The sequence below is a fragment of the Plantibacter sp. VKM Ac-2876 genome (assembly GCF_015350715.1).
GTDB lineage: Bacteria > Actinomycetota > Actinomycetes > Actinomycetales > Microbacteriaceae > Plantibacter > Plantibacter auratus.
In genome coordinates this window covers 523,086-544,690 of sequence record NZ_JADKSI010000002.1, presented here as the reverse complement: position 1 = coordinate 544,690, position 21,605 = coordinate 523,086, and the positions used below count along the sequence as shown (strand labels likewise).

General features: G+C 69.7%; 17 protein-coding genes. 15 read left to right on the top strand and 2 right to left on the bottom strand.

Translation table 11 applies throughout. From position 1 onward, the window contains the following. Positions 1-7: 7 nt before the first annotated feature. From cydB to holA, 9 genes are all read left to right on the top strand, one after another. Positions 8-1,012: a cytochrome d ubiquinol oxidase subunit II gene (cydB, locus tag ITJ62_RS08900; RefSeq protein WP_064295578.1), complete on the top strand. Its 1,005-nt coding sequence runs from the start codon at positions 8-10 to the stop codon at positions 1,010-1,012. A 9-nt stretch (positions 1,013-1,021) separates the two neighbouring features. After that, complete coding sequence (cydD, locus tag ITJ62_RS08895) at positions 1,022-2,728, top strand: thiol reductant ABC exporter subunit CydD (RefSeq protein WP_194601102.1); 1,707 nt, start codon at positions 1,022-1,024, stop codon at positions 2,726-2,728. Continuing rightward, positions 2,721-4,391 (top strand): thiol reductant ABC exporter subunit CydC, encoded by a 1,671-nt coding sequence (gene cydC / locus ITJ62_RS08890; RefSeq protein ID WP_194601099.1) that lies wholly within the window; start codon positions 2,721-2,723, stop codon positions 4,389-4,391. The genes cydD and cydC overlap by 8 nt, the downstream gene beginning before the upstream one ends. Continuing rightward, complete coding sequence (gene pabB, locus ITJ62_RS08885; protein WP_194601096.1) at positions 4,391-5,743, top strand: aminodeoxychorismate synthase component I; 1,353 nt, start codon at positions 4,391-4,393, stop codon at positions 5,741-5,743. The genes cydC and pabB overlap by 1 nt, the downstream gene beginning before the upstream one ends. Positions 5,744-5,859: 116 nt before the next feature. Next, a complete protein-coding gene (leuS, locus tag ITJ62_RS08880; RefSeq protein ID WP_194601093.1) occupies positions 5,860-8,421 on the top strand; it encodes a leucine--tRNA ligase in 2,562 nt (853 codons plus the stop codon). 188 nt (positions 8,422-8,609) lie between these two features. Further along, the gene (locus ITJ62_RS08875; protein ID WP_228498131.1) at positions 8,610-8,993 is read left to right on the top strand and encodes a hypothetical protein; all 384 of its coding nucleotides are present in this window, start codon (positions 8,610-8,612) and stop codon (positions 8,991-8,993) included. Between the two features lie 163 nt (positions 8,994-9,156). Then, positions 9,157-9,858, top strand: coding sequence for a ComEA family DNA-binding protein (locus tag ITJ62_RS08870; protein ID WP_194601087.1), 702 nt, complete (start codon positions 9,157-9,159; stop codon positions 9,856-9,858). Positions 9,859-9,905: 47 nt separating this feature from the next. After that, positions 9,906-12,278: a ComEC/Rec2 family competence protein gene (locus tag ITJ62_RS08865; protein ID WP_194601085.1), complete on the top strand. Its 2,373-nt coding sequence runs from the start codon at positions 9,906-9,908 to the stop codon at positions 12,276-12,278. 67 nt (positions 12,279-12,345) lie between these two features. Then, positions 12,346-13,401: a DNA polymerase III subunit delta gene (holA, locus tag ITJ62_RS08860; protein ID WP_194601081.1), complete on the top strand. Its 1,056-nt coding sequence runs from the start codon at positions 12,346-12,348 to the stop codon at positions 13,399-13,401. A gap of 178 nt (positions 13,402-13,579) precedes the next feature. Here the strand turns inward: holA and rpsT are convergent, their stop codons facing one another. Next, positions 13,580-13,840 carry a 30S ribosomal protein S20 gene (gene rpsT, locus ITJ62_RS08855; protein WP_194601078.1) on the bottom strand — a complete coding sequence of 87 codons (261 nt, stop codon included), beginning with the start codon at positions 13,838-13,840 and terminating at the stop codon, positions 13,580-13,582. A 219-nt stretch (positions 13,841-14,059) separates the two neighbouring features. Between rpsT and lepA the strand changes: the two genes are divergently transcribed. From lepA to hemW, 3 genes are read left to right on the top strand one after another with little or no spacing between them, the layout of a single operon-like run. Further along, complete coding sequence (gene lepA / locus ITJ62_RS08850) at positions 14,060-15,910, top strand: translation elongation factor 4 (RefSeq protein WP_191940946.1); 1,851 nt, start codon at positions 14,060-14,062, stop codon at positions 15,908-15,910. Then, on the top strand, positions 15,907-16,551 hold the full coding sequence (locus ITJ62_RS08845) for a DUF1990 family protein (RefSeq protein WP_370581875.1): 645 nt from the start codon (positions 15,907-15,909) through the stop codon (positions 16,549-16,551). Before lepA ends, ITJ62_RS08845 begins: the two co-directional genes overlap by 4 nt. A 10-nt stretch (positions 16,552-16,561) precedes the next feature. Beyond that, entirely contained in the window at positions 16,562-17,788 is a 1,227-nt protein-coding gene (gene hemW / locus ITJ62_RS08840) for a radical SAM family heme chaperone HemW (RefSeq protein ID WP_194601075.1), read from the top strand. A gap of 69 nt (positions 17,789-17,857) precedes the next feature. Here the strand turns inward: hemW and ITJ62_RS18990 are convergent, their stop codons facing one another. Further along, positions 17,858-18,415, bottom strand: coding sequence for a DUF4870 domain-containing protein (locus ITJ62_RS18990; RefSeq protein WP_228498130.1), 558 nt, complete (start codon positions 18,413-18,415; stop codon positions 17,858-17,860). A gap of 216 nt (positions 18,416-18,631) precedes the next feature. Here ITJ62_RS18990 and hrcA point away from each other — a divergent pair, with 216 nt between their 5' ends. The 3 genes from hrcA to ITJ62_RS08820 are packed head-to-tail and all read left to right on the top strand — an operon-like array spanning position 18,632 to position 21,569. Next, complete coding sequence (gene hrcA / locus ITJ62_RS08830; RefSeq protein ID WP_085510717.1) at positions 18,632-19,654, top strand: heat-inducible transcriptional repressor HrcA; 1,023 nt, start codon at positions 18,632-18,634, stop codon at positions 19,652-19,654. Positions 19,655-19,708: 54 nt separating this feature from the next. Then, positions 19,709-20,830, top strand: coding sequence for a molecular chaperone DnaJ (gene dnaJ, locus ITJ62_RS08825; RefSeq protein ID WP_064293629.1), 1,122 nt, complete (start codon positions 19,709-19,711; stop codon positions 20,828-20,830). A gap of 1 nt (position 20,831) precedes the next feature. Further along, positions 20,832-21,569, top strand: coding sequence for a 16S rRNA (uracil(1498)-N(3))-methyltransferase (locus ITJ62_RS08820; RefSeq protein WP_194601072.1), 738 nt, complete (start codon positions 20,832-20,834; stop codon positions 21,567-21,569). The last annotated feature ends 36 nt before the right edge of the window (positions 21,570-21,605 follow it).

Below are 21,605 nucleotides of genomic sequence, written 5' to 3'. Positions count from 1 at the left end.
GCGCATCATGGACCTCACGATTCTCTGGTTCTGGATCATCGCCGCACTGTTCGTCGGCTACTTCGTCCTCGACGGCTTCGACTTCGGCGTCGGCATGACCATCCCCTTCCTCGGGAAGGACGAGACCGACCGCCGGATGCTCATCAACACCATCGGGCCGGTCTGGGACCTCAACGAGACCTGGCTGATCGTCGCCGGTGCGAGCCTCTTCGCCGCCTTCCCCGAGTGGTACGCGACCTTGTTCAGCGGCTTCTACCTCCCGCTGCTGTTCATCCTGCTCGCGCTCATCATCAGAGGGGTGTCGTTCGAGTACCGGCACCAGCGGCCGGAAGCCTCCTGGAAGCGGCGCTTCGACCTCATGATCATCGTCGGCTCAGCCCTGCCGGCCTTCCTCTGGGGCGTCGCCTTCGCGAACATCGTCCAGGGCGTCCCGCTCGATGCCGACCACAACTTCACCGGCACGCTCTTCACCCTGCTCAACCCGTACGGCATCCTCGGGGGTCTCACGACGCTCGTGCTCTTCTTCGCCCACGGAGCCGTGTTCGCCTCGCTGAAGACCGAGGGCGACATCCGCGAGCGCGCCCGCCGCCTCGCGAGCCGAGCCGGGCTCGTCGCCATCCTCCTCGCCGCGTCGTTCCTCGGGTGGACCGTCCTCGCGCACTTCTCGCTCCCGGTGCTGATCCTCGCGGCCATCGCCGCGGTCTCGCTCATCAGCGCCTGGTTCGCGAACAGCCGAGGGCTGGAAGGCCGTGCGTTCGCGCTCATGGCCGTGACCGTCGCCGCGGCCGTGCTCACCCTGTTCACCGCGCTCTTCCCAGCGGTGATGCCGGCGAGCAACGACCCGGCGAACAGCCTGACGATCGCGAACGCCTCCTCGACGGAGTACACCCTCACGGTGATGTCGTGGACAGCCCTGATCTTCCTGCCGCTGATCCTCGCCTACCAGGGATGGACGTACTGGGTGTTCCGCAAGCGCATCACGCGGAAGCACATCGAAGCCGCCGCGCACTAACCTGTCATCGTGCGCCCCCTCGATCCGCGACTGCTCCGCTATGCCCGCGGAGCCCGGTCGATCCTCGGACTCGGCGCGGTCATCGCGCTCGTCCAGACCGCCTGCACGCTCGGGTTCGCGTGGTTCGTGGCGCAGCTCGTGTCCCGGTCGATCGCGGGGGATCCGGTCGAGGAGCTCCTGCCGTCGCTCTGGCTGCTGATCGGCATCGTGGTGCTGCGTGCCGGGACCGTCCTGGCATCCGACTCGGTGAACGCCCGTGGCTCCGCGATCGTCCGCAGTCAGTTGCGGCGGGCCCTCGCCGGTGCGTTCGAGACGCTCGGGCCGGGTTGGGTCTCGCGTCGGAGCTCAGCTTCACTGACGACCGTGGCGGGCCGCGGGCTCGACGCCCTGGACGCGTACTTCGGTCGCTATGTCCCGCAGCTCATCCTCACGGCGATCGCCATGCCGATCATCGCGGCGGTGATCTTCATCCAGGACCCGCTCAGCGGCATCACGGTGATCGTGACGCTCCCGCTCATCCCCGTCTTCATGATCCTCATCGGATTCGCGACCCAGGCGGTGCAGCGGCGCCAGTGGGAGACCCTGGCCCACCTGTCGCGCGGGTTCCTAGAGCTCGTCGCGGGCATGGCGACCCTCAAGCTGTTCGGACGGCAGCACCGGCAGGTGCAGCGGATCCGAACCGTCACCGAGGAGTACCGCGTCGAGACGATGAAGGTCCTGCGGTTCTCGTTCGTGAGCGGCTTCGCCCTCGAGCTGCTGTCGAGTCTCGCCGTCGCCGTGGTCGCGGTCGGCATCGGCCTGCGGCTCCTCGACGGCTCGCTCCTCCTCGGAACGGGGCTCTTCGTCCTGATCCTGGCCCCGGAGGCCTTCCTGCCACTGCGGAACGTCGGTGCGAACTACCACGCGGCTGCCGAGGGCGTCACCGCCGCCGACGAGGTCTTCGAGATCCTCGACGAAGCGAAGGCCGTGCGCGAATCGCCGTCGGCTCCTGATCAGGTCGGCGATTCGGCAACGGTCGGCGAATCCGCTCGCCGGACGTCTGGCCTGGTACTCGACGGTCTCGGCGTGCAGTACGACGAGCTGCGGGTACTGGACGACCTCGACGCGACGTTCCCGGCCGGCGTGGTGACGGCTGTCGTCGGCGCCAGCGGAGCCGGGAAGACGAGCATGGCGTCGGCGATCCTCGGATTCGTGAACGCCACCGGATCGATCCTGCACGACGGCGGACGCGTGCCGCCCGCGCCCGGCGGACGACGCTGGCTGTCGTGGGCGCCCCAGCGTCCGGTCCTCATCGCGGGGACGGTCGGCAGCAACGTCGCGTTGGGCGATGACGCACCCGACGAGGCGCTCATCGTCGAGGCGTTGTCGGCACTCGGGCTGTCCGCGCTGCCGCTCGGACACCCCATCGGCGCGGTCGGCGACGGCGTGAGCGGTGGGCAGGCGCAACGGATCGCGATCGCGAGGGCCCTCTACCGGCTGCGGCGCACCCCGGCGGATGCCGGAACGCCGGTGCTGCTGCTCGACGAACCGAGTTCGGCGCTCGACGCCGCGTCCGAGGCGCTCGTCATCGACGCCGCGCGCGACGCCGCTCGGGCCGGGGCGGCCGTCATCGTCATCACCCACCGACCGTCGATCGTCGAACACGCGGATGCCGTGCTCGAGATCCGCGTGCGGTCGGAACGCGTCCAGGACGACGAGGTGATGCTCCATGGATGAGCGCGTCCGACAGATCATCCGACTGGCGCAGCCGCCGGCGCGCCGCTTCGTCCCTGGACTCCTGGCCGGCATCCTCTCCGCTGGGGCCGCCGTAGCCCTCCTCGCTTCGAGCGCGTTCCTCATCACGAAGGCCGCCGAGCAGCCCTCGATCGTCGAGCTGGGTGTCGCCGTCGTCGGGGTGCGCGCGTTCGCGCTGGCCCGGGCGTCCTTCCGGTACCTCGAACGCCTGCTGAGCCACGATGCTGCATTCCGTCAATTGGCGCAGCTGCGCGCCGGCATGATCGAACGCGTCATCCCGGTGGCTCCCGACGGACTGCAGCTGACCGGCCGGGGCGACCTCCTCACCCGCCTGGTGACCGATGTGGACGAGCTGCAGAACGTGCCGTTGCGGGTCGTGCAACCACTGGTGGTGTCGGGTGTCGTCGCCGGAGCCTCCGTCATCCTCACGACCGCGCTGCTCCCGGCCGCCGGGATCGCGCTCGCGGTCTGCCTCATCGCAGCGTTCCTCGTCTCGTGGTTGCTCGTGAGTCGGGTGGCGGCGCGCGCCGAACGCGAACTCGCGCCGCTGCGCGGTGCGCTGTCGGAAGCCCTGCTCGAGCTCGTGACCGGTCTCGACGTGCTGACCGCTTACGGCGCGGTCGACGCCGCGCGGGCACGGATCGAACACGCCGACGCGGCACTCACGCGCGCAATGGTGCGGCGGGCCGCGGGCGCCGGGGTCGCCGGCGCCGTCCTCTCCCTGGCTTCCGGGGCGTCCGTCGTCGCGGCGCTCTGGGCAGGCACGCCGGCGCTGGGGACGATCGGCGGCCCCGCGCTCACCGTGATCGTCCTCGTCCCGCTCGCCGTGTTCGAGGTCTGCGCGATGGTGCCCCTCGCGTTCGGGGCCTGGCGGGAGGCGGTCGCGAGCGCCGAGCGCGTGGCGGACGCGGTCCCGAGCGATCGACCCGACGAGATCCCGGACGAGGACAGCGGCAGCATCCTCACGCCGACCTTCGACGGCGTCATGCTCGAGGCGGAGAACCTCAGCGCACGGTGGCCCGGGAGTACGGCGGCGGCTCTCGCGCCGATCAGCTTCCGGCTGTCGGCCGGCGACCGGCTGCTCGTCGAAGGTGACAGCGGAGCCGGGAAGACCACCCTGGCGCACGCCCTCGTCCGCTTCCTCGAATACGAGGGTGGGTACCGCGTCGGCGGTGTCGAGGCACGCGACCTCCGCCCGGACACGTTGCGCGAGTCGGTCGGGCTCGTCGAGCAGCGTCCGTTCCTCTTCGACGCCGACATCCGCCAGAACCTCCTCTTCGCCAGGGACACGGCCGACGACGCTGAGCTCGAGGCCGTGCTGGAGCGGGTCGGGCTCTCGTCCTGGCTCGCCGAACGTGGCGGACTCGACCGCCCGGTGGGGGAGCACGGCGCGCTCGTCTCCGGGGGGCAGGCGCAACGAATCGCCCTCGCCCGTGCGCTCCTCCGCGAGTTCCCCGTGCTCGTGCTCGACGAGCCGACCGCCAACGTCGATCCCGAGCGCGCGACCGCCCTGCTCGAGGACCTGCTCGGTGTCGCGGGATCCGAGGGTCGTGCGGTCATCGTGATCTCGCACACGCCGGTTCCCGACGACCTCGTGACCGGTCGCCTCCGGATCGTCGCGCCGCCGATCGCGGCCGTCGGCTGATGCGATCCACCGGAGCACGCCGGCAGGTCGTCCTCCCGGCCTGGTTCGAGCCGGAGGACGTCTACCGACGCGTGTTCGCTGACGAGCCCTGGGCGGCCTGGTTGGATTCGGGCCAGGGCGCCAGGACCGGCGTCAGTCTCATCGGACGCGGGACCGAACGCCTCGCCGCGGACGTCCGGCTCGGCACGGTGGAGCGAGTCACCCCGGTGTCCGCCTCGGTCGACCGGACGACGATCCTCGACGCCCTCCGCACCGTGCGCGCGGAGGGCGACCCGGGCGATTGGGTCGGGTGGTTCGGCTACGAGTCGGGGGCAGGGCTCGTCGGGGTTCCGGCACACGCGGCCGCCTCCCCGGATGCGCTCTTCCTGCGCCTCGACGACCAGGTGCGGTTCGACCATGCGGCGCGGACGGTGACGATCTCGTCGGACGATCCCGACTGGATCGCGACGACCGTCGAGCGGTTGAGTACGGCGACCGAGCCTCCTCCCGTGGCCGGGGCGGCCGGCGGAGTCTGCGCGCCCCGTCACAGCGATGCCGCATACGTGCGGCTCGTCGAGCGGTGCCAGGAGCACATCACCCGTGGGGACGCCTACCAGTTGTGCCTGACGAACCACCTGCGCGTCGACGGGGTCCACGACCCGCTCGCGACCTATCTGCGGCTGCGCAGGACGAGCCCCACGCACCACGGCGGCTTCCTCCGGTTCGGTTCGATCAGTCTCGCGAGCGCGTCTCCGGAGCAGTTCCTCGAGGTCTCGGCCGACGGCCGCGTCCGGACGAAGCCGATCAAGGGGACCCGGCCGAGAGGTGCCGATCCCGAGGAGGACGCCCGTCAGCGCGCCGATCTGATCGCGAGTCCCAAGGAGCGCGCGGAGAACCTCATGATCGTCGATCTGATGCGGAACGACCTCTCCAGAGTCTGCGAGCTGGGTTCCGTGGCGGTCACGGCGCTCCATCACGTCGAGAGCTACCCGCAGGTGCACCAACTCGTCAGCACCGTCGAAGGACGGTTGCGCACAGGACTGGACGCACTCGACGTCGTCGAGGTCGCGTTCCCGGCCGGATCGATGACCGGGGCCCCGAAACGCCGGGCGATGGAGCTGCTGTACGACCTCGAAGCGGGACCGCGCGGGGTGTACGCCGGTGCCTTCGGCCTGCTGTCCGCGGACGGATCGATGGACCTCGCCATGGTCATCCGCTCGATCGTGATCGATCCGCAGGGTGCGTCGATCGGCACGGGTGGTGGCATCACGGCGCTGTCCGACGCCCGGGAGGAGCTCGAGGAGACGTGGACCAAGGCGGCGGCCCCGCTGGCGGCACTCGGCGTCGGACGTCCGCCTGCCGAATCCCGGTAGGCTTGACCGTTGGACGGAGCGCCGTCGTGCGTTCCACCCCGTCCATCCTGCGGCCGAGCGCCGTGCGAGCAACCCACGGGATTCCACCCCCAGCACCTGCAGTGATTGAGAGTGACGTGTCAGACGAGCGCAACACCGACGACCGCCGAGACGGCGAGCGGTACGACTTCCAGGCGATCCAGGAGAAGTGGCTTCCCGTCTGGGACGAGCTGAAGCCCTTCGCGGCAGGCGATCCTGCCGACAAACGTCCGCGCAAGTACGTGCTCGACATGTTCCCGTACCCCTCGGGCGACCTGCACATGGGTCACGCCGAGGCGTTCGGTTTCGGCGACATCGTCGCGCGGTACTGGCGTCACCAGGGCTTCAACGTCCTGCACCCGATCGGCTGGGACTCGTTCGGGCTCCCCGCCGAGAACGCGGCCATCCAGCGCGGTGTCGACCCGCGCGAGTGGACCTACGCGAACATCGCGCAGCAGAAGGCCAGCTTCCGTCAGTACGGCCCCTCGTTCGACTGGGACCGCGAGCTCCACACGAGCGACCCCGAGTACTACCGGTGGAACCAGTGGCTGTTCCTCCAGCTGTTCGAGAAGGGCCTCGCGTACCGCAAGGCGAGCCCGGTCAACTGGTGCCCGAACGACCAGACCGTGCTCGCGAACGAGCAGGTGGTCGACGGACACTGCGAGCGCTGCGGCGCCGAGGTGACGAAGAAGAAGCTCACCCAGTGGTACTTCCGCATCACCGACTACGCGGACCGCCTGATCGACGACCTCAACCAGCTCGAGGGCACCTGGCCGGCCAAGGTCCTCAGCATGCAGCGGAACTGGATCGGTCGATCCAACGGTGCGGACGTCTCGTTCTCCATCGAGGGTCGTGCCGAGCCGGTCTCCGTGTACACGACCCGCCCCGACACGCTGTACGGCGTGACGTTCATGGTCGTGGCGCCCGACTCGGAGCTCGCAGCCGAGCTCGTCGCCGACACCTCCGACGAGGTCAAGGGGCGCTTCCAGGCCTACCTCGACAGCGTCAAGGGTGAGAGTGAGATCGCTCGGCTCGCGACCGACCGCCAGAAGACCGGCGTGTTCCTCGAGCGCTACGCGATCAACCCGCTGAGTGGCGAGCGCCTGCCGATCTGGGCGGCCGACTACGTCCTGGCCGACTACGGTTACGGGGCGATCATGGCGGTTCCCGCGCACGACCAGCGCGACCTCGACTTCGCGCGGGCGTTCGACCTGCCCGTGCGCGTCGTGGTGGACACCACCCAGCCCGTCACCGGTGCCATCCCGGTCATCGTCGACGGTGAGCTGCCGGAGGACCTCCCGTCGATCGATCCCGCCAAGACGGGCGTCGCGCTGACGGGCGACGGTCGCCTGACGAACTCCGGCCCCTTCGACGGCCTGAGCAAGGCGAACGCGATCCCGAAGGTCACGGCTGCGCTCGCATCGAGCGGCCTCGGCGCGAAGACGAAGAACTACCGCCTCCGCGACTGGCTCATCTCGCGACAGCGCTACTGGGGCACGCCGATCCCGATCATCCACTGCGACGCCTGTGGCGAGGTGCCGGTCCCCGAGGACCAGCTCCCCGTGCGGCTGCCGGATGCCGCGGGTCTCGACCTGCGTCCGAAGGGCATGAGCCCGCTCGCGGCGGCTGAGGACTGGATCAACGTGGACTGCCCGTCGTGCGGGAAGCCTGCGAAGCGCGACTCCGACACGATGGACACCTTCGTCGACAGCTCCTGGTACTTCCTCCGGTTCCTGAACCCGACCTCCGACGAGATCGCGTTCGACCCGAAGGAGGCCGACAAGTGGGCCCCGGTCGACCAGTACGTCGGTGGTGTCGAGCACGCGATCCTGCACCTGCTCTACTCGCGGTTCATCACGAAGGTCCTGTTCGACCTCGGCAAGGTCGGCTTCACCGAGCCCTTCAGCGCGCTCCTCAACCAGGGCATGGTCATCCTCGACGGTTCGAAGATGAGCAAGAGCAAGGGCAACCTGGTGGAGTTCGCCCAGGAGCTGCGGTCGTACGGCGCCGACGCCCTGCGCGTCACGATGGCGTTCGCCGGTCCTCCTGAGGACGACATCGACTGGGCGGACGTCTCGCCGGCCGGTTCGGCCAAGTTCCTGGCTCGCGCCTGGCGGGTCGCGCACGACGTCACCAGCTCACCCGACGTCGCCTGGAAGGACGGCGACGAGAAGCTGCGGAAGGTCACGCATCACTTCCTCGCCGAGGCTCCCGGGCTCATCGAGGCGGGCAAGTTCAACGTCGTCGTGGCACGGCTCATGGAGCTCGTCAACGCGACGCGGAAGACGATCGACGCCGGGCCCGGCGCGGGTGACCCCGCCGTGCGCGAGTCCGCCGAGGTGACGGCCATGGCGCTCGACCTCTTCGCACCGTTCACCGCCGAGGACATGTGGGCCAAGCTCGGCTACCAGCCGTCGATCTCGCTGGTGCCGTGGCGGAAGGCCGACCGGTCGCTGTTGGTCGAGGACCAGGTGACCGCGGTGGTCCAGGTCGACGGCAAGGTCCGCGACCGGCTCGAGGTGTCGCCGAAGATCTCCGGCGAGGAGCTCGAGCAGCTCGCACGCGCGAGTGCGGCCGTGCAGCGTTCCGTGGGCGACCGCGAGATCGTCAACGTCGTGGTGCGTGCCCCGCGCGTGGTGAGCATCGCCACGAAGGGTTGATGCGGTTCGGGGCGGGCCCTGCGGCCTGCCCCGAACGCGTTCGGGGCGCTCGGGCACGACCATCGAGTCGGACCCCATGCCCTAGCCGATGGCAACCTATTCTCAGATCGGGCCCCGAGCCGTTGCCTGTGCTTCCTCGGTAGCATGACCGGGTGATCGCTCTCGCCCCATCAGTACGAACGCTCCGCGTGTTCCAGATCCTGTGGGTGATCGGCTTCCTAATCGGAACGACCACGCACACCGCGGATCTGATCCTCGGCGGGTTGGACGTCTACGGCGGCTTCCCGCCCGGCGTCCGGCTGTTCTGGGTGACACTCACGGTCTTGGACCCCATCACCGCGGTGCTGATCATCCTTCGACGGCGCTCCGGCATCGTGCTCGGCATCGCGGTGATCGTCGCCGACATCGCCGTGAACTGGACCGTCTTCGTTCTGCTCGGCGGACTCTCGTGGTTCGGCGTCATCAATCAGAGCCTGTTCGCGGTGCTCATCCTCGCCACGGCTCGCCCCCTGTGGATCTGGTTCGGGCGATCTTCGACGCGAGAGCGGGCCGAGGCGGCCAGAGTGGCCTGACGCCCCGGTCGGAAGACGACCGGTCAACACCGAGGCGCTCGGTGAGCTGACTGCATTCTGCATCCCATGCGAACGCGCTCCACAGGGGTCGTCGCGGTGCGTTCGGTGCCCGTGGGGACGGCGAGCATGTGGTTCGGGGTGTCCGGGCTCGTAGCGTTCGAGGATGACCATCGAACCGGAACCCACGTCCCACCCGGTGCCGTCCAGGCGTTCGTCGACGCGCCGTTCGCTCGGTGAGCTACCGCGCCCGGAGTTCCGTGCCGGGGCGGTCGTCGTGTTGGTGATCGCGGCCCTCGTCGTCGCCATCCTCGTCTCGCTGTTCACCTCAGGCGGGGCGGTCAGGACGATCGGTGGGGCGGAGCTGTCGGCTGACGCGAGCCCCGTGCCCGCCGCGACACCGGGATCGACCGCGCCCGCAGGCGCGGCGACGGGGGAGCTCTTCGTCCACGTGCTCGGAGCGGTCGCGGCCCCTGGTGTCTACCGGCTGCCGGACGGATCACGCGCGTTCGATGCGGTGGCCTCCGCCGGCGGCCTCATGGCGGAAGCGGACACCAGCGCCGTGAACCTCGCACGGTTCGTGAACGACGGCGAGCAACTGTACGTCCCGGTGGTCGGCGAGGTGCCACCTGGTGGAGGCACGAGCGGGTCGGCTGCCGGGAGTCCGTCCGGCTCCCAGCTCGTCAACGTGAACACGGCATCCGCCACCGAACTCACCGCACTCCCGCGGATCGGGGAGGCCTTGGCCGCGCGCATCATCGCCTGGCGGGACACGAACGGACCGTTCGCCACCCTCGACGACCTGAGCGCGGTCGAAGGCATCGGCGCGAAGACCCTCGAGGGGCTGCGCGCGGCGGCGACGGTGTGACCACAGACGCGGCCACCGGACCGACGCCCGGGCGAGGTGGGAGCGCGATGCGGTTCCCACGCCTGCTCATCCCGGCGGCGGTCACCTGGGTCGGTGCGGCCGTCGGCAGCGCGGCTCCGACGCTGGCCTGGAGTGGGGTACTGGTCGCGTTCCTCGTCGCCTCCGCCTGCCTCTGGTGCAGCACGGTCGTCCGGCGTCGCCGTGCGGAGCATCGCCCCGGGGAGCGTCGGACAGGGTCCGTCCTCATCACGACACTCTTGCTCTGCGCGTGCTCCGCGGCGCTGTTCGGCATGGTCGCCGCCACGATCGCCGCACGCGCTCCTGACCGGCAGCCGGAGCTGCTGCAAGCATTCGGGAACGCTCCCGTGGATGCCGAGGTCGTGGTGACCGGTGACGCGGTTCCTACCGGGTCGGTCACGGCTGCACCCACGGTTCGGTTCGCAGCCGACCTTGTGACGGTCTCGGACGACGGGGGAGCCCTGGAGGAACTCTCGGTCCCGGTCCTCGTCTTCGCGCCGGTCCCGGCGGATCGGGCACCGAGGATCGGCGAGCGCTGGCACGTCGACGGCTCGCTCCGCTGGAATGCACCGGGTGATGCGCGGGCAGCGCTGCTCTTCGCACGGGAGGAACCCGAGCTGCTGGGGGAGCCGCCGGCGGTCCTCGACTGGTCGGCGTCGCTCCGTTCCGGCCTCGTCGGGCTCGCGTCCACCTTGCCCGGCCCGGGCGGGGAGCTGCTACCCGGCCTCGCGATCGGCGATGTGAGCCAGGTGAGTGACGCGGTCACGGAGTCGATGCAGCGCAGTTCACTCTCGCATCTGACGGCCGTGTCCGGAGCGAACTGTGCGGTCATCGTGTGGCTCGTCAGCACGGCGGTCGCGGCAGTCGGTGGTGGACGGAAGCTCAGGATCTCGTGTGCCCTGCTGTGCCTCGTCGCCTTCGTGGTCCTCGTGACGCCCCAACCGAGCGTGCAACGGGCGGCACTCATGGCTGCCTTCGTCCTGGTGCTGGGCGGCTTCGGGCGGCCGATCCGTGGCCTCGCCGCGCTGTCGTTGGCGGTGGTCGTGCTCCTCGTCGCCGACCCTTGGTTGGCAGGGCAGTACGGGTTCGGGCTCTCGGTGCTCGCGACCGCCGGCCTCCTGCTGCTCAGCGGACCGCTGACGGACGTACTCCGCAGGTGGCTGCCGCGGGGGATAGCGGCCCTCATCGCCATCCCGGCAGCCGCCCAGCTCGCCTGCCAGCCGATGCTCGTCCTCCTCGACCCGGCGATCCAGCTCGGTGGCGTCCCCGCGAACCTGCTCGCTGGCCCTGCCGCCGCGCCCGCGACCATGCTCGGGCTGCTCGCCTGCCTGCTGGTCCCGTTCGCACCACCACTCGCGCTGCTCGTCGCATGGCTCGGGTGGGTGCCCGCGACGTGGATCGCCGCAGTGGCCCGGTGGTTCGAGGGCGTCCCTGCTGCGCGGGTGCCGTGGCCAGAGGGGCCACTCGGCGTCGTGCTCGTCGCCGTGCCGACGGCCCTGATCGCCACGCTCCTGCTGTTCCGTCGGGATCTGCCCCCGCGGTGGTCGAGGACGATCGGGGTGGCGGTGGTCGTGTCGCTCGTTGCACTGTGCGGTCGGGCGGTCGGGGACGGACTCGGCCCGGCCCTGCATCGGCCGGGCGACTGGATCGTCGCCGCCTGCGACGTCGGTCAGGGCGACGCGGTCCTCCTGCGACAGGGCGGCGCCACCGCCCTGGTCGACGTCGGGCCCGACCCCGCACCGCTCCGCGCGTGCTTGGACGAACTCGGGGTCTCCCGCATCGAGCTGCTCGTCCTCACCCATTACGACCTCGATCACGTCGGAGGCCTCGACGCGGTCGTCGGCAGGGTCGACGAGGTGCTGCTCGGGCCGGTCGACGACCCGGAGGACGAGCGCATCGCGCGAGTGCTCCGAGCGGGCGGTGCGGAGGTGCGACAGGCCGGCGCCGGGGACCAGGGGGTGCTGGGGGATCCGGAGAGCGCGGCGCCGTGGCGCGTCCTGTGGCCAGACCCCGCGGCAGGTGGCGTCGAACCGGGGAACGACTCGAGCGTGGTGGTCCGGTTCGACCTCCTCGCCGCATCGGTGCTGCTGCTCGGCGACCTCGGTGAGGAAGCACAGGACCGGCTGCTCGGACGGCACGCGCTCGGGGACGCGGTCGACATCGTCAAGGTGTCGCATCACGGTTCCGCCGATCAGAGCGACCGCCTGGCACGCCGGGTGGGCGCGACGGTGGCGCTCGTCTCCGTCGGGGCCGACAACGGCTACGGGCATCCGACGCGCTCAGCGCTCGAGCTCTACGAGGCCACCGGGGCCGAGGTCCTCCGCACGGACGAGTCTGGGACCATCGTCCTCGGCCCGGACGACGGCGGCGGGTTCCGCGTGTGGTCGGAGCGCGGCGGGTGAGCTGCCGTCCCCGACCCGTCTGGCGTCGGCGGTCGCCGGTAGACTCGGACGGTCGAGAGGAGCCGCTGTGGCTGCACCACGTTCCGCCGGTCGCGGCAAGGCCAAGACGGCGGCCAAGGCCTCGGCGGCGATCCCGCAGCTCGGCTGGTCCGAGATCCGCCCGGCTCCGATCGTGTTGGTGTCCGGCACAGAGTCCTTCCTCGCGGACCGGGCGATCCGCCGGCTGCGCGACTTCCTCGTCTCCGAAGACCCCTCGCTCGAGGTCAACGACGTCGCCGCCGACAGCTACGCCCCGGGGGAGTTGCTCACCGTGGCGAGCCCGTCGCTCTTCGGCGAGCCCCGGCTCGTCCGCGTCAGCCAGGTCGAGAAGTGCTCCGATCAGTTCCTCACCGAAGCCATCCGCTATCTCGAAGCACCGCCGGAGGGCGCCTACCTCGTGCTGCGGCACAACGGAGGCGTGCGCGGCAAGAAGCTGCTCGACGCCATCCGCTCAGGCACCGGTGGCGGTGTCGAGATCGTCTGCACGGAACTCAAGCGGGACAGCGACAAGGCCGACTTCGCCGCGGCGGAGTTCAAGACGGCCGGTCGTCGCATCACGCCCCAGGCGCTCCGGGCGCTCGTCGGCGCCTTCTCCGACGACCTCGCCGAGCTCGCAGCCGCGTGCAGTCAGCTCATGGCCGACGCGTCGGAGGAGATCACCGAGCAGACGGTCAACAAGTACTACGGCGGTCGACTCGAGACGAGCGCGTTCGACGTCGCCGACGCCGCGATCGCCGGACGACACGGGGATGCGCTGCTCGCCCTGCGGCAGGCGCTCGACTCGGGTGCCGACCCCGTGCCGATCGTCGCCGCGTTCGCGATGAAGATCCGCACGATGGCCAAGGTGTCGTCGGCACGCGGCGGGTCCGGGCAGATCGCGCAGCAGTTCGGCCTCGCACCGTGGCAGGTCGACCGCGCCCGTCGGGACCTGTCCGGTTGGACGGACGCCGGCATCGGCCGCGTGGTGCAGATGCTCGCCGAGACTGACGCCGGCGTGAAGGGCGCGAGCCGCGACCCGGTGTTCGCACTCGAGCGGCTCGTCGGCGTCATCGCGGCACGCGGGGTCGATCTGTCGGAGCGGTAGCCCGCCGAGCTGGCCGTGGCGGCGGGCGGGATGCCCTTCGACAAGCTCAGGGACCCGTGTGCGCTCAGGGACCCGTGTGCGCTCAGGGACCGCTGTGTGCTCAGGGAACGGAATGCCCCGGGAACGCGAAAGGCCCCGCACGTTCCGAGGAACGCCGGGGCCTTGCAGCTGGTGTCGCTTAGAGCGCGTTGACCTGCTTGGCGATGGCCGACTTGCGGTTCGCTGCCTGGTTCTCGTGGATGACGCCCTTGCTCACGGCCTTGTCGAGCTTCTTCGAGGCGAGCTTGAGAGCGGACTCAGCCTGAGCCCTGTCGCCGGCGACGACGGCCTCACGGGTTGCGCGGATGGCGGTCTTCAGCTGGCTCTTGACGGCCTTGTTGCGCTCGTTGGCCTTCTTGTTGGTGCCGATGCGCTTGATCTGCGACTTGATGTTTGCCACGTTGGGTCAACTTTCGGTTCGAGGAAATGATGTTCGGTGCCGTCGGACGGAAGAGGGCGTCTTCAAGCGAGTTCTCGTGTGGTCTCAACTCACACGCAAGCCAACAGGCAACATTACCAGTCGGGCTGAGTTCTGGCAATCCAGGGTACCGCAGCGCGGGTGCTCCCCGCCGTGGGACAATGAGGGTTGCCCGATTCCACCCCTGACCCCGAGGAACGCGTGAGCCCCCAAGCAGTGAAGGCCCTCGAGCCGGCATCGACCGACCCGGCGTTCATCCGGAACTTCTGCATCATCGCCCACATCGACCACGGCAAGTCGACCCTGGCGGACCGCATGTTGCAGATCACCGGCGTCGTCTCGGACCGCGACATGCGGGCGCAGTACCTCGACCGCATGGACATCGAGCGCGAGCGCGGCATCACCATCAAGAGCCAGGCCGTGCGCATGCCGTGGTCGCTCAATGGCGAGACCTTCGCGCTCAACATGATCGACACCCCCGGGCACGTCGACTTCACCTACGAGGTCTCGCGGTCGCTCGCCGCGTGCGAGGGCGCGATCCTCCTCGTCGACGCCGCACAGGGCATCGAGGCGCAGACACTCGCGAACCTCTACCTCGCCCTCGAGAACGACCTCGAGATCATCCCGGTGCTCAACAAGATCGACCTCCCCGCGGCCGACCCCGACAAGTACGCGAAGGAGCTCGCGAGCCTCATCGGCGGCAAGCCCGAAGACGTCCTGCGGGTGTCAGGCAAGACCGGTATGGGTGTCGAGGACCTCCTCGACCGCGTCGTCGGCCGCATCCCGAACCCCGTGGGCGACCCGGACGCACCCACGCGCGCCATGATCTTCGACTCCGTCTACGACACCTATCGCGGCGTCGTCACCTACGTCCGCATGATCGACGGCCAGCTGAGTCCGCGTGAGCGTATCCAGATGATGTCGACGCGCGCGGTGCACGACCTCCTCGAGATCGGCGTCAGTTCGCCGGAGCCGACGCCCACGAAGGGCCTCGGCGTCGGTGAGGTGGGCTACCTCATCACCGGCGTGAAGGACGTCCGGCAGTCGAAGGTCGGCGACACCGTCACCACCGCGGTGAAGCCGGCGACCGACGCACTCCCGGGTTACACCGACCCGAAGCCGATGGTCTTCTCCGGTCTGTACCCCATCGACGGCAGCGACTACCCGATCCTCCGCGACGCGCTCGACAAGCTGAAGCTCTCGGACGCTTCGCTCAACTACGAGCCGGAGACCTCCGTCGCCCTCGGCTTCGGGTTCCGCGTCGGCTTCCTCGGCCTGCTCCACCTCGAGATCGTGACCGAGCGGTTGCAGCGCGAGTTCGACCTCGACCTCATCGCCACCGCGCCGTCGGTCACCTACGAGGTGAAGACGGAGGACAAGCAGGTCGTCACCGTCACGAACCCGAGCGAGTTCCCCTCCGGCAAGATCCTCGAGGTGTCGGAGCCGATGGTCAAGGTGGGCATCCTCGCCCCCAAGGACTACGTCGGCACCATCATGGAGCTCTGCCAGAGCCGACGCGGCGCCCTGCTCGGTATGGAGTACCTCGGCGAGGACCGCGTCGAGCTGCGGTACACGATGCCGCTCGGTGAGATCGTGTTCGACTTCTTCGACCACCTGAAGAGCCGCACACAGGGGTACGCCTCGCTCGACTACGAGCCCTCCGGCCAGCAGGCCGCGGATCTCGTGAAGGTCGACATCCTCCTGCAGGGCGACCAGGTCGACGCGTTCAGCGCCATCGTCCACCGCGAGAAGGCGTACGCCTACGGTGTCCTCATGACCGAGCGCCTGAAGAAGCTCATCCCGCGCCAGCAGTTCGAGGTGCCGATCCAGGCCGCCATCGGTGCGCGGATCATCGCCCGCGAGTCGGTCCGTGCCATGCGCAAGGATGTCCTGGCCAAGTGCTACGGCGGTGACATCACCCGCAAGCGCAAGCTCCTCGAGAAGCAGAAGGAGGGCAAGAAGCGGATGAAGATGGTCGGCAAGGTCGAGGTGCCTCAGGAGGCGTTCATCGCAGCGCTCTCCGGGGACGTGGAGACGAAGGACAAGAAGTGAACGCACGACGCAGTTCGTTCGAGGACGAAGCGGTCGACTACGCGGCCGTCGGCGCCACCCAGCGGACCGACCTCATGCAGTACCCGCCGGAGGGCTACGTGCCGTCGGAGGACGAATTCCGCCTCGGGAGCGGAGAGGAGCGGTTCGCCCTCGCGAGCAGCGCACTCCTCACCTGGGGACTGCACCGCTCGAGTGGCGTGGAGATCTCCGAGGTGCACCCCGGCACGGGCGTGCAGTACGGCGGCATCGCCTTCGCCGAGGACGGTACGCCGCTGGAACCCATCGAGACGCACCAAGAGCAGCGCTTCGCCGAGGACGGCACGCCGTTCATCACGCCGGGCACGACGGTCGTCTTCGCCGGCACCGTCGGCGGGGAACCGCTCGTCGGGCCGCATCGCGTCATCTCCGTCACCGAGGAGCCGGGTCATGTGAGCCTGGCCATCGGCACGATGGAGGGCGATCCGGAGAGCGGTGAGCAGTCCTTCACGATCGAGCAGCGCGAGGACGACTCCGTCTGGATCGTCGTGCGCTCGTTCTTCCGCCCGACGAAGGGTGCCGCGAAGCTCGTCGGCTCCAAGCGCCGCCGCAAGACCATGAACGACACCTACCTCCGCGCACTCCTGCCGTCGCGCGGCGTCTGAGCGACGGACCGTGCCGAGCGCCCTCCCACTCGCCGATCCGGCCCCGTCCGACGGAATCCTCCCGGAGACGGCGGCCGTCGGTGCCCACGAACGCAACTTCGGGGTCTACCTGCACGTGCCGTTCTGCCGAGTCCGGTGCGGCTACTGCGACTTCAACACCTACACGGCGACCGAGCTCCGCGGCGCGAAGCAATCGGACTACGCCGACGAGGCGGTCGCGGAACTCCGCTTCGGCAAGTCCGTCCTGGCGTCATCGACCGTCCCCGATCGGCCGGTCTCGACCGTGTTCTTCGGTGGCGGCACGCCGACCCTCCTGCCTGCTGACGACCTGGTCCGGATGCTCCGTGGCGTGACGGACAACTTCGACCTCGCGCCCGGCGCCGAAGTGACGACCGAGGCCAACCCCGACTCCGTCGACGCCGCCTACCTCCGCACGCTCGCCGAAGCCGGATTCACCCGGGTGTCCTTCGGGATGCAGTCCGCGGTGCCGAGCGTGCTCGCCACCCTCGAGCGCACGCACGATCCGGCTCGGGTGCCGCTCGTCGTGCAGTGGGCTCGCGAGGCCGGCCTCGGCGTCAGCCTGGACCTCATCTACGGGACGCCGGGGGAGACCCTGGCCGACTGGCGCGTCTCACTCGAGACGGCGATCGCCTGCGCTCCGGACCACGTGTCGGCCTATTCGCTCATCGTCGAACCCGGAACGAAACTCGCGCGCCAGATCCGCTCAGGCGTGGTGGGGACCCCCGACGAGGACCTCCAGGCCGACATGTACGAGCTCGCCGACGATCTCCTCACCGAGGCCGGCTACGGTTGGTACGAGGTCAGCAACTGGGCGACGGACGACACGCACCGCTCCCGGCACAACCTCTCCTACTGGACGGGCGAGGACTGGTGGGGTGTCGGCCCGGGCTCGCACAGTCACGTCGGCGGGGTGCGCTGGTGGAACGTCAAGCACCCGGCGGCGTACGCGCAGCGGATCGCGGCGGGGGAGTCCCCGGCCGCCGGCCGGGAGACCCTGGACGACGAGACGCGGGAACTCGAACGCATCCTCCTGCTCACCCGCACGCGGGACGGCATCCCGATCCGGACGCTCGCCCCCGAGGCTCGCACGGCGGTCGCCGGGCTCATCGCCGAGGAACTGATCGACGCACGGCAGGCCCTGCTCGGACGGCTGGAGCTCACGCGCCGCGGACGGCTCCTCGCCGACGCGGTCGTCCGCCGTCTGGTCGGCGACTGACCCTGCCCGAGGCGTAGAACAGCCCCGCCCGGCGGACCGGACGGGGCTGTTCTCGTGCGACTCGACGGATCAGGCCTTGATGAACTGGATCGTGAGCGGGTAGCTGTACAGCTCGCCCTTGTTCGCCTTGATCGCGGCGATGATGCTGAACACGATCACGACGACGTACACGGCGATGATGATGAACAGACCCACCACGACGATCGTCAGGATCGAGCCGACCACGAGCGCGATCAGCATCGTCAGCTGGAAGTTCAGGGCGGTGAGCGTGTGCGCCTTGATGAACGGGCCGCGGTCCTTGAGGACCAGGTAGCCGATCAGCGGCGGGATGAATCCGAAGAAGATCCCACCGATGTGGATGAGCGTCGACCAGAGCTTCTCATCCGACGGGCTCATGGGCTGAGCGGCGGCGTACGGCTGCTGGTACTGCGGGGCGCCTGCGGGCGGCGGCGGGTAGGAGCCGGCAGCGGGAGGCGGCGGCGCGTAGCCACCGGCGGGCGGGGGCGGGTAGGCGCCTGCGGGCGGCTGCTGCGGAGCTGCGGGAGGGGGCGTCGCGCCGTCTCCTGCAGGCGGAACCGGCCCGCCCTTCGCTGGGTCGACGGGCGGCTGAGCGTTCGGATCGGACATCTTCGCACCTTTCACGGAGAGTGATATTCAATTGGTCCAGCTGAGCGTATCGCACCAGGTGTCGCTCATCAGGGACCCACGCCTGCGGCCAACGGTATTCCCGCGGCACGGGGCCGCGCAAGGGACGGCTGGGCGGAGGCCACGATATGATTGGCAGTCAGGGTCTTCGAGTGCTGATGGTCGGTGCTCCGAGGTGGATGACGGGAGGAGATCGAGATGGTGTCGGATCGCGGTCTCGAAGTGCTCCGGGTCATCGTGCAGGACTACGTCGCCTCGCGTGAGCCCGTCGGGTCCAAGACGATCGTCGACCGCCACTCCTTCGGGGTCTCCGCAGCCACCATCCGCAACGACATGGCGCAGCTCGAGGACGAAGAGCTCATCGCCGCCCCGCACACCTCCTCCGGCCGGGTGCCGACCGACAAGGGCTACCGGATGTTCGTCGACCACCTGGCCGACCGCCGTCCGCTGAACAACGCCCAACGGACGGCGATCGAGACCTTCCTCGGCGCGTCCGGCGACCTCGACGAGGTCCTGCACCGCACGGTGCGGCTGCTCTCACAGTTGACGAACCAGGTCGCGCTCGTTCAGTACCCGATGTTCTCCCGGGCACGCGTCCGCCACCTCGAGTTGGTGAGCGTCACCCCGAACCGTGTGCTCGCGGTCATCATCCTCGACAACGGTCGCGTCGAGCAGCGGCTCATCGAGACGGAGAGCCCCGTCGACGACGACCTCATCTCGCGGCTCCGCTCGCTGTGCAACGAGGCGGTCGCGGGCCGTCCACTCCTCGACGCCCACGACGCGATCGGCGACGTCCCCGCCGACATCGCCGACCTCGACCGCGCGGCGGCCGTCCGCATCGTCGACGCGGTGCGCGAACAGCTCTCGGCGCAGCGCCAGGACCGCCTCGTCATGGCCGGTGCCGCCAACCTCGCCCGCACCGAAGACGACTTCCCCGGCAGCATCTATCCGGTCCTGGACGCCATCGAGCAGCAGGTCGTGCTGCTCCGGCTCTTCGGCGAGATGGAGTCCGAGCGCGACAGCGTGGTCGCCAGCATCGGGCGGGAGAACGCGTCGTTCGGCCTCGAGACCACGAGTGTCCTCGCCGGGAACTACCGTTCCTCTGGTGGCGAAATCGCCCGGCTCGGCGTCCTCGGCCCCACGAGAATGGACTACGCGAGCAACATGGCTGCGGTCCGCGCCGTCGCCAGGTACCTCTCGCGCATCCTCGACGCCGAGTGACGCATCCTCGTCGCGTCCCCCAACACCTTCCGCACCTCGAACGAAAGGCCCTCAGTGGCTGACTACCCCGACCACTACGCAGCACTCGGTGTCGCCAAGGAGGCGACGCCCGAAGAGATCAAGAAGGCGTACCGCCGCCTCGCACGCGAACTGCACCCCGACGTGAACCCGGGTTCCGACGCCTCGGAACGGTTCAAGGAGGTCACGCACGCCTACGACGTGCTGAGCGACCCCAAGCAGCGCCAGCAGTACGACCTCGGTCCGCAGGCGGGTGGGTTCGGTGGCGGCGACGCCGGGTTCGGCGGCTTCGGCGACATCTTCGACACCTTCTTCGGCGGGGGCGGCCAGCAGCGCGGACCCAAGTCCCGTCGCGCACGCGGCGAAGACGCCCTGTTGCGCGTCGAGCTCGACCTCGACGAGGTCATCTTCGGCACCCACCGCGACCTCGAGGTCGACACCGCCGTGCTCTGCAGCACCTGCAACGGCTCCTGCTGCCAGCCCGGCACCTCACCGGTGACCTGCGACATCTGTCACGGCACCGGCTCGATCCAGCGGGCCGTCCGCTCGCTGCTCGGCAACGTCATGACCTCGGCGCCCTGCGGCACCTGCCGCGGCTACGGCACGATCATCGCGACCCCGTGCGTCACGTGCCAGGGTCAGGGCCGGCTCCGTGCCCGCCGCACCGTCTCGGTCGACATCCCGGCCGGCGTCGACACCGGTCTGCGTCTGCAGATGCCGGGGAGCGGCGAGGTCGGCCCGGCCGGCGGCCCGAACGGCGACCTCTACCTCGAGATGAAGGTCAAGCACCACGACGTCTTCAGCCGCGACGGCGACGACCTGTTGTGCACGCTCGAAGTCCCGATGACCGACGCCATCCTCGGCCGCCAGGTCACCGTCCACGCGCTCGACGGCGATGTCGAGGTCGAGCTGCGGCCGGGCGTGCAGAGCTCGGAGGTCATCACGGTCAAGGACCGCGGCGTCACCCGCCTCCGCGGGAACAGCCGGGGCGACCTCAAGATCGGCGTCCAGGTCGTCACCCCGACGAAGCTCGACCACCGGGAACGCGAACTGATCAAGAGCTTCGCCTCGGGACGACGCCAGGGTGCTCCGGCGCTCGCGCAGTTCCAGCAGGGCCTGTTCGCGAAGATCCGCGACCGCTTCCACGGCGTCGGTTGAAATGAGTTCGCTGTACCTCCGTGAGGATCTCGAATCGACCGGTGTCGGCGACTCGGTGACCCTCCGCGGGCCCGAGGCGAAGCACGCCGTCGCCGTGAGCAGGTTGCGGGTCGGCGAGACCACCTCGATCGGCAACGGCCGGGGCCTGATCGCGACCGGACCGGTCGTGCGCAGCGAGCCGGGCGAGTTGGAGATCCGCGTCGAATCGGTCGTGGTGCACCCGGAGAACCGTCCTGGGCTCGTCCTCGTGCAGGCGCTGGCCAAGGGCGATCGCGACGAACTCGCCATCCAGGCGGCGACCGAGCTGGGTGTCGACCGGATCGTCCCGTGGGGCGCCGAGCGCAGCATCTCGAGATGGCAGGGCGACAAAGCGGTCAAGGGCCGTGCGCGCTGGCAGCTCATCGTGCGCGAGGCGTCGAAGCAGTCGATCCGCGCCCGGGTGCCCGAGGTGGCCGAGGTCGTCGACACCCGTGGTCTCGCCACGATCGTCGCCGGCCGGACCGTCCTCGTGCTCGAACCGAGTGCGGCACTCGCGCTCTCGGAGCTCGACCCGTCGGCACTGCTCGCCGAGGAACTCGTCCTCGTCGTCGGTCCGGAGGGCGGTATCTCGCCGACGGAGCGGGAGCGGCTCGAAGCGGCCGGCGCGATCGAGGTCCGGATCGGCTCGGGCGTCCTGCGCACCTCGACGGCGGGACCGGCGGCGATCGCCGCGCTCAACGTGCTGCTCGGTCGGTGGTGACGATCCACCAGCCCGCGCATGAGGCCGCCACGAACC